A 1,933-nucleotide genomic window follows, 5' to 3' on the forward strand; every position below is an offset into this window, starting at 1 on the left:
ACGCATGGACGCGGTCGCAACCACGCCGCCCGATCGCGCGCGCAGGCTGCCGTTGCCGGCCGCTTCCGCCGACGCACCGTCGTGCCATGCGCGCCCGGTCGTGATGATGTGCCGCGGGCTGCCGGCGAACCAGGCGAAGCGGCTCTGCGTGCGGTGTCTCGATCAGTGACCGCATGATCGCGCGCGGCGCCGTGCGTACGCGCCCGCGCCGCTTTCAGGGGTCCGAACGACGACGCGCGGCGTGGCTGCCGCTCGCCGCGCGCATCTCGTAGCCCGCGCGACGCCTGGCCGCCGACCGCTTCCTGCCGCTACGAAACAGCGGCGTTCCCGCTGCCGGGTGCGTCCGTACACTCGAACGATCACGTCGCGGCGTGCAGGACGCCGCACGTGCCGCGCATCGCGCGGCTCAACGGAGACGAGCATGCTGTTGATCGACGGACTGGGACTGGGTGTCAACTGGCAGCGCTTCCTGTCGGAAACGCTGAATCTGGTCGTTGCACCGCCGCCCCCGCCTCCCCCGCCGCCGAAGAAGGACGACCCGGCCGCCGGGCCGGCGAACCCGACCGCCGCCCCGCCGATTCCCGTCACCGCCTCGCTGGCCACCGATCCGTCGAAGCCGACCAACGCCGAGATCCAGTCCGCGACGTCGCTGATCCAGAGCATGGCCGCGCAATATACGGCGCCGCCGCCCGACATCACCGTCGAGAACGACAAGACGCGCGCGGTACAGAAAGCGATCCAGGACGCGCAGACGAAGTACGACAACGCGTCGCAGACGCTGCAAGGCGCGCAGAACGTGCTGCATCTGGTCAACCGCGATCCCGAGTCGACGGCCGACGACCGCAAGACCGCGCAGGCCGACTACGCGAAGGCGCGCACGACGGCCGACACCGCGCAACGCGAGCTGAACGTGACGACCGACGCCGGCTACATGATCCTGTACGGCGAACAGGCGAATGCCGACATGCCGGCCGGAATGAAGATCGACGATTCCGGCAAGGTGACCGACCCCGGTGACGCGCAGCACGCGGCCGACCAGCAGTTCAAGACGCTGCTGGACGCCTTCCCCGATCATGCGAACGATCCGAACTGGGTGCCGCAGCCGGGCGACTGCAAGAACCCGCTGCAGATCCGGCTCTACGACGACTGGCAGACCGCGAGCGCGAAGGCGGCCGTGGGTGCGTCCAAATACTTCGCGGACGTCGCGAATTCCAACCTCGCGTATACGCAGTTCCAGTCGTACCTCGCCGATCCGGACTACAAGGCCGCGCTCGATGCAGGCGTCGGGCGGCTGAACGACGCGCTGCAGCCGCTGGAGCTGCAGGTCACGATGCCCGATGCGCCCGCTTCGCAGGATGCCGCACAGCAGGCCGTCACGTCCGCCGCGAAGGATGCGAACTATGCGAACGCCGCGTACGGCGCGGCCAACGACAGCCTGTCGCTCACGAACGCACAGCAGCGCTACGATTCGGCCAGCGGCAAGGAAGGACCGACGGTGATCGTCCCGAACGCCGTGTCGGACGCGAAGACCGCGCTCGCCCGCGCGCAGACGGCCGCGAACACGAGCGGCGGCTATCTGCAGATGCTGTCCGCGCAGCGGCAGGTCGACACGCTGCAGGCCGACTATACGAAGAAGCTGGACGCATCCAGCGCGTGGCACAAGGCCAATCCGCACGCGATGATCAAGGACCCGCAGGTCGATCTGGACCTCGGCGATGCGTATGCGAAGCTCGATCAGGCGAAGCAGCAGGCGAGCATCGCGCACGACGGCTTCGTCGTCGCGTATGGTGCGACGCTCGCGCAGCAGTACGACGATCAGGCGTCGCAGATCAAGGCGCGGGTGAACGCACAATCAGTATTCACGAAGCCCACGCTTCAACCGCCGCTGCTGACGCCGTCGCTGTCGACCGCGAACGGCCTGCCGGGCCTGCCC

Annotated in this window: 2 pseudogenes; both read left to right on the top strand. The window is 68.6% G+C overall.

The annotated features are described in order from the left end of the window. Nucleotides 1-169, top strand: a pseudogene (locus JMF90_RS35115) (lytic transglycosylase); the annotation flags it as partial. A gap of 252 nt (nt 170-421) precedes the next feature. Further along, nucleotides 422-1,933, top strand: a pseudogene (locus tag JMF90_RS35120) (LWXIA domain-containing protein); the annotation flags it as partial.

Source organism: Burkholderia sp. E168m23 (assembly GCF_016586125.1).
Taxonomy (GTDB): domain Bacteria; phylum Pseudomonadota; class Gammaproteobacteria; order Burkholderiales; family Burkholderiaceae; genus Burkholderia; species Burkholderia orbicola.